This is a genomic window from Candidatus Anaeroferrophillus wilburensis, from assembly GCA_016934315.1.
Taxonomy (GTDB): Bacteria; Desulfobacterota; Anaeroferrophillalia; order Anaeroferrophillales; family Anaeroferrophillaceae; genus Anaeroferrophillus; species Anaeroferrophillus wilburensis.
This window is the reverse complement of sequence record JAFGSY010000043.1, coordinates 21,420-27,676: the sequence shown is the minus strand read 5'-3', so window position 1 is coordinate 27,676 and position 6,257 is coordinate 21,420. Positions and strand designations below refer to the sequence as shown.

At 48.3% G+C, this 6,257-nt stretch carries 5 protein-coding genes and 1 pseudogene; 3 read left to right on the top strand and 3 right to left on the bottom strand.

Annotated elements, in window-relative coordinates; genetic code table 11:
- Positions 1–231 precede the first annotated feature (231 nt).
- Positions 232–1,398 carry a Fic family protein gene (locus tag JXO50_11140; GenBank protein ID MBN2333644.1) on the bottom strand — a complete coding sequence of 389 codons (1,167 nt, stop codon included), beginning with the start codon at positions 1,396–1,398 and terminating at the stop codon, positions 232–234.
- Between the two features lie 181 nt (positions 1,399–1,579).
- Between JXO50_11140 and JXO50_11135 the strand changes: the two genes are divergently transcribed.
- Positions 1,580–1,828: a hypothetical protein gene (locus JXO50_11135; protein ID MBN2333643.1), complete on the top strand. Its 249-nt coding sequence runs from the start codon at positions 1,580–1,582 to the stop codon at positions 1,826–1,828.
- A gap of 64 nt (positions 1,829–1,892) precedes the next feature.
- Here JXO50_11135 and JXO50_11130 read toward each other — a convergent pair whose 3' ends face one another.
- Both JXO50_11130 and JXO50_11125 read right to left on the bottom strand, forming a co-directional pair.
- Positions 1,893–2,897 carry a hypothetical protein gene (locus tag JXO50_11130; GenBank protein ID MBN2333642.1) on the bottom strand — a complete coding sequence of 335 codons (1,005 nt, stop codon included), beginning with the start codon at positions 2,895–2,897 and terminating at the stop codon, positions 1,893–1,895.
- Between the two features lie 91 nt (positions 2,898–2,988).
- Positions 2,989–3,517 (bottom strand): annotated as a pseudogene (locus JXO50_11125) (WYL domain-containing protein).
- A gap of 60 nt (positions 3,518–3,577) precedes the next feature.
- On the opposite strand from JXO50_11125, the gene JXO50_11120 reads away from it, so the two are divergent.
- Both JXO50_11120 and JXO50_11115 read left to right on the top strand, forming a co-directional pair.
- Positions 3,578–5,566, top strand: a complete 1,989-nt coding sequence (locus tag JXO50_11120) for a cache domain-containing protein (protein ID MBN2333641.1) — start codon at positions 3,578–3,580, stop codon at positions 5,564–5,566.
- On the top strand, positions 5,553–6,239 hold the full coding sequence (locus JXO50_11115) for a response regulator transcription factor (protein MBN2333640.1): 687 nt from the start codon (positions 5,553–5,555) through the stop codon (positions 6,237–6,239). The genes JXO50_11120 and JXO50_11115 overlap by 14 nt, the downstream gene beginning before the upstream one ends.
- Positions 6,240–6,257 lie beyond the last annotated feature (18 nt).

Sequence of the window (6,257 nt, the reverse complement as noted above, 5' to 3'; positions counted from 1 at the left end):
CTTTTAATCAGAGGGTCGCAGGTTCGATCCCTGCACGGCTCACCATATAAAATAAAGCACTTACGTTAATTCGTAGGTGCTTTTTTTTGTTGAAGTCATCAAAATTAACGAATTCGCTATTCGAGACCATTTGGATAGAAGTGATCCCGGCCAGCCGCCCAGGAAAGCAGTTTTCGTGCCGTCGTCCTAGGCCGGTGAAAGTGAGTCATGCGTGGAAAATGCGATCCAGAGTTATGATGGTAGCTCAGTTCCTTCGTTCATAATCTGAATATATTCCGTGTAAGAATAGAGCCGGTTTCGTTTTTGCCCGGTTATCTCTTTGACAATGCCCAGTTGCTCAAGTTCGCGTAGACAAGTGTTGACGGTGGTTGGTGAAAGCTGTGTTTTTTCATTAATCCAGCCAGGTGATGTCATCGGTTTTTCAAGCATTGCTTTGTGGATGAGATGGGCTGATCCGGAAATACGTTTTAGGTTGTTTATTTTCTGGCTGTCGTCCGCCGATAGTTTCATTAATCGCTGAGCCGTGTCTACTGCCTGGGTTGCCGTGGTTGTGACTGCATCTGCAAAAAAGTCAAGCCAGGCTTCCCAATCACCGGTCAGGCGTACGTCATTGAGTAGTTCGTAATAGCGTTGCCGGTGTGTTTTGAAGTAGAGGCTGAGATAGAGCATCGGCTCTTTTAATACTTTTTCCGAGCACAATAGCAGAGTGATCAGCAATCGTCCTAAACGACCGTTGCCGTCAAGAAAAGGATGGATTGTTTCAAACTGAACATGCGCTAACGCTGCTTTTATGAGCGTCGCTGTCTTTTCTGGTTTGTTATGCAAAAACAGCTCAAGATTTCCCATACACTCCATTACCAATTCCGCAGGTGGTGGTATAAAGGCAGCGTTTCCCGGCCTGCTTCCTCCAATCCAGTTTTGACTTCTGCGAAATTCTCCGGGGTTGCACTCTTTGCCGCGCCCTTTCGATAGAAGTATGCCGTGAATTTCCTTCAATAGTCTGAGAGAAAGAGGAAAACCTTCATTGAGTCGTGTTAAACCGTGACTAAGTGCGGCTACATAGTTACTGACCTCTTTGACATCATCCATAGGGACGCCGGGTTGATGCTTGAATTCAAATAGCAGCAGATCGGAAAGAGATGATTGTGTTCCTTCGATCATTGAAGAAAGCACCGCTTCCTTGCGGATGTACATGTATAGGTATAGTGACGTATCCGGCAGTAATGTTGATACGCTGTCCAATCGCCCAAGAGCCAGCAAGGCAGAATCAAATTTTTCGCGCAATTCCGTTGTCCACTCAATGGGTGGCGTTGGCGGTAGCGGCGCGGGGATAAAGGCCTGGGCTTTTTCTCCGACTGATGAAATTGTGTGGTAGCGGCCTTGTAGTTTTCTTCGCATGATCTTTATTTCAACTTTTGAATTAACGAAATACTTATTCTAATTTATCTGCTAAAATGGAATAGTACTATTTTGTGATTCTGTTGTCAAGGATTTGAGTTTTCGTGTTTTTGACAAAATTCCCTGCTGACCAGGTCTTTTTTTCAACCGTGATGTTGTTCAGAGGATGGTGAATGTCAACATGATCTCATCAATTACCAACCGGGGAAAAGTTCGGTTCATGCTCTACCGTGAGACCATGAGCTCCCAGGTGTTGATCAAGTTTTTATCGCGGTTGATCAAAGACAGCAACTGTGTGTCCCAAACACTCATTTTACAGCTTTCTTCATCAATGATTAAAGACAGTTTTTTGTTCCATTGTAATTTTTCCCTGTGGTTATTGCAGTTAGCCCGGATAGCCACTTCCCGCATGGTGTTCATGAACCTGTGATTTAGTATCTTCCTGCTTCATTCGGCATTCGATCGTTGGGTGACTGGTATGTTTACCGTTTCCCTCAATCTATTCTTTGCCCCCGCCTCACCGATGCTTTGGCCATCCGCCCGCCCCGGTGATGACTACTCCGCTCTTCCCCTCCCAGCTGAAAAGCACATAGGTGAACAACCCGTTTGCCGACTGCCAATGCCCCGCCGGTTATCGCGTTGCCCTGGAGGCGGATGTCCTGTCCTTCGCCGATAGCCGGGAAGCGGTTGGTTATCGCTTGAGCGAAGCCAACCAGAAGCTGTTCGGCTACTTGGGGTTCAGCAGCCTTGTCCGTTGCTGACGTTTCATTCAGGTTGTCAATGGCATCCAGGGCGTAACTTTGCACCAAGCTCGGCAGCATGGCCTGCAGCGGCTCGGTGCTGTCAAACAGATCAAGGCCGATTGCTTTACCGCTGATGGCAAACAGTGCCCCGGTCTGGTTGTCTACGGGTGCAAAAGCTTTCTGGTAATTGTCAAGGCTTTCCCGGTTGTCTTCGTACATGGCGGCTGCCGCCATTGTTGGTGAACTGGCCTTCATGCCGCAGAATTTGACCTCTATATCTTCCCAGACCTCACCCTGATTGGTCTGTCGGGAGCCGAACCGGTTCATCGATTCCGATACCCGGCTTGCTTTGCGGGCCCGGCCGGTGGCAAAATGGGTTCTTTTGGCCGCCGAAAATGCTGCTGATTTTGCTTGCCAGCGACCGGATTCAACGCAGGAAACCGGGATGGTTATCGTGGTTTTGGCCGGCACCAGGATGGTCAGGTTGACAATCCGGTTCTGCTTGGCGCCGATCAGTTCCTCACCATCCAGGAGCAGCACCGGTTTTTCGGCATCGTTGACAAACCTCAGTTCCGGGACGCTGCCGCTTTCCGAAATCTCCGTGACCCGGGCATAACCAGCTTCCAGGGCTTCCTCCAGGAGCAGGTACTCCGCTGCATGGGGCTGGTCGTCCACCAGCGGGAACATGGTCAGGTTTTTGAAATGCTGCGTTGCTCCTAACGAAATCCGGTCAAGACGTTGGGCGATGATGGTCATGGCATCCTCCTTATGGTGAAAACAGTTGCCCCTTTTCCTGTTTGGAGGACCATCATAGCAAGGGTAGTGGCTCACAGGATGAGCCGGAGAATCATTTTGTATAGTTTTTCAACGTCAATTCCAGTCTTTGTTGTATTTTTTCCCGTAAACTGTCCGGTGCCAGCACTTCCACGTCAGGGCCGTAGCGCATGATGTCCATCATCAGCTCCGTGTCATGGGCGTAGGGAAGGCAGAGAATATAGTAGCCATGTTCGTCGATGGAAGCCTTTTGCTGCGGGTGCCACTCCTCCCGGGAGACCCAGCGGGCGCAGGCGGGGGAAAAGCGCAAGATTGCGTCGGTGGTCGGGCAGCCGGCAAAAATACCGTAGGCGGTGGTAAATTCCTGGTTGAGAAGGGTTTCTGATATTTCCGTGGCCGCCTGCGACAGGGGTTTGACATCGCTATCCCCTCCTGGACCGGTCCCAAATGATCGGGGCATTGAGGCGGTCACGGAGATATTCAATATCCCGTTTGACGGTGGCGGGGGAGACCTCCATCTCTCCCATGAACCGGGAGAGAGGAACAGCCTGATTTTTCCTGAGGAGCAGGTCAATTCGGTAGAAACGCTCGGTGCGATCCATGAATACCACCTCCAGGATATATTTTGCGTGACTATAACATTATTTTATTGTAACAGCCATATGTATATTATGCTTTTCATGGATGTGTATCTGAGGGGAGGGGTGCAAGAGTATATCCTTGGCCGCCAGATCAGCTGGGCCGAGAATCGGGGCCTGAGGCTGATCTGCCTCAGGGCAGGAAAAAAACTGCGTATTGGAGTACCGGGATTGATTCATAGCTTTACGAGATTTTTTCGCAATTTAAATATTCGTGCAAAACTTTTTGGCGGTTATTCGGCAATTCTCGTTATCTCCATTCTTCTTTGCAGCTTCGTTATCTACTCCCTGATGCGCACAACGGTGGAGACAAACATCGAGCGTGAGCTCCAGAATTCGACGGCTGCGATCCTCAATATGGTCCAAACGACGGCTTCAGTATCGATTAAAAACTATTTACGCTCAGTGGCTGAAAAAAACCTTGATATCGTTCAACATTTTTACGCCAAACAGCTTTCTGGAGAACTTTCTGAAAACGAAGCCAAAAATCAGGCGTTGCAGATTTTCTATAGTCAGACAATCGGCAAAACCGGATATTTATATTGTATCAACAGTGGTGGGGTCGCTGTTGCCCATCCCAACAAATCCGTGGCCGGCCGTAATTTTTCAAATGTTGATTTTGTTATTGAGCAGATTAAAAGAAAAGAGGGTTACCTTGAATATGGGTGGCGTAATCCGGGTGAGTTGGAAAAAAGATCAAAAGCCCTCTATATGAGCTATTTTGCTCCTTGGGACTGGATTATTTCAGTCACGTCATACCGGGAGGAATTTAAGGAGTTGGTCAAGGTCTCCGATTTCAGTGAGCGCATTCTAGCCATGCGGTTTGGCAAGTCAGGGTACTCTTTTGTTCTCGATAGTCTCGGCAATGTGGTTGTCCATCCAATTATCAAAGGTAATGTTTTTGATGCCGTTGATTCTGAAGGGCATCTTTTTGTGCAGGAACTCTGTCGGCAGAAAAACGGTAAGCTTATCTACACCTGGAAAAATCCCGGTGAAAAAATTTTTCGGGAAAAGTTGGTGATGTTTAACTATATTCCCGAATATGATTGGATCGTGGCCTCATCCAGTTATCTGGATGAGATCTATGCCCCCTTGCAGCAGGTCAAAAAAATTTTTGTTGCCGCGGTATCAGTAACCTTATTGCTGATTTTGCCACTGACCTTGTGGATCAGCGCCTCAATCATTCGACCGATGCGCGAACTCATCGGTCGTCTTACGGCCGCCACCGCCGGCGATCTTACGGTTCGCATGTCGCAGGCTCCCAATGACGAAATTGGCCACCTAGCCAGGCATTTTAACATTTTCATGGAAAAACTAGAGCTCTACCACAATAACCTGCAGCAGGAGATCAGTGAACGCCAGCGTCTGGAGAGGGAACTCCTCAATATCAGCGAACGCGAGAAACAGAAGTTTGGTCGGATACTCCATGATGATTTATGTCCCCACCTGATCGGTATCGAGGCAATGACCAAGGTTCTGAAAGAGAAACTTGATAAAGAGCAAACTCCGCAAGCCAATCTGGCGGAGAAAATAAGGGGTTTTATCAGGCAAGCAATTGATAAGACCCGACGTCTGGCAAGAGGTCTGATGCCGGTTGACCCGGCCGCCCATGGTCTGGAGACATCCCTGGCTGAAATGGCTGAAATTGTTGCCGAAATCTATAATGTTGCCTGTAGTTTTGAGTGTGAGGCGATACGTATCCCTGAGGACAGTGAGGTTGCCACCCATATCTACTATATTGTTCATGAAGCGGTTCATAATGCCGTCAAACATGGGCAAGCCAAAAATATTGTCGTCCGGTTGACAATGACGGCTGAAACCCTTAGGGTTGAGATTGCCGACGATGGTAGAGGCCTGCCGGAAAACCTTAATCCTAAAGGTATGGGATTGCGAATATTACAATATAGAACCGATTGTCTCAGGGGTTCCCTTACTGTTGATAATCTTCCCGGCAAAGGGGTGAAAATTGTCTTAAGTCTACCCACTACAGGTAATCGTTATGGCAAACTATAACCATAGGATATCGAAGCCAGTAAAATATAAGGTTTTTATCGTTGAAGACCACCCGATTTTCAGTATGGGTATGAGCGAGCTCATTAACCAGGAAGAGGATCTTGAAGTTTGTGGCGATGCAGACAATATAGCTTCTGCTCTTAAGGCAATAGATTTGCTGCATCCTGATCTGATCATTGTCGATCTTGCCTTGAAAGGCTGCCAGGGTATTGATCTCATCAAGGAGGTGGAAAAGAGTAAGAGTGGGATTCCCATGTTGGTTCTCTCCATGCATGATGAGGCGATTCATGCCGAAAGGTGTATCATTGCCGGTGCCAGAGGGTACATCATGAAGCAGGAAGCTTCAGAATCGGTTATTGACGCGCTAAAGCATATTCTGGCCGGCAATATCTATGTCAGCAGTAAAATTATGAACAAAATGGTTGGCAAATTGACCGGCAAGCCGGGTGCTGCTGAGATTTCAGCTACTAATTGCCTGACCGATCGGGAACTGGAGGTCCTGACGCTGATCGGCAAGGGACTGTCGGCCAGCGAAATTGCCGAGCATCTGCATGTCAGTCCCAAGACTATCGGTACCTATCGGGAGCGACTGAAAGAGAAGCTCGAACTCAAACACGGTGCTGAACTGGTTCGCTACGCCGTCCTCTGGGTGGAGTTTCGCATGCCCTTGTGATGGTAGGTAAAAAACCTA

Bases quoted from the DNA above. Each gene is read 5' to 3' on its own strand.
- JXO50_11140 (MBN2333644.1), bottom strand. From the start codon at position 1,398: ATGCGAAGAAAACTACAAGGCCGCTACCACACAATTTCATCAGTCGGA.
- JXO50_11135 (MBN2333643.1), top strand. From the start codon at position 1,580: ATGATCTCATCAATTACCAACCGGGGAAAAGTTCGGTTCATGCTCTAC.
- JXO50_11130 (MBN2333642.1), bottom strand. From the start codon at position 2,897: ATGACCATCATCGCCCAACGTCTTGACCGGATTTCGTTAGGAGCAACG.
- JXO50_11120 (MBN2333641.1), top strand. From the start codon at position 3,578: ATGTATATTATGCTTTTCATGGATGTGTATCTGAGGGGAGGGGTGCAA.
- JXO50_11115 (MBN2333640.1), top strand. From the start codon at position 5,553: ATGGCAAACTATAACCATAGGATATCGAAGCCAGTAAAATATAAGGTT.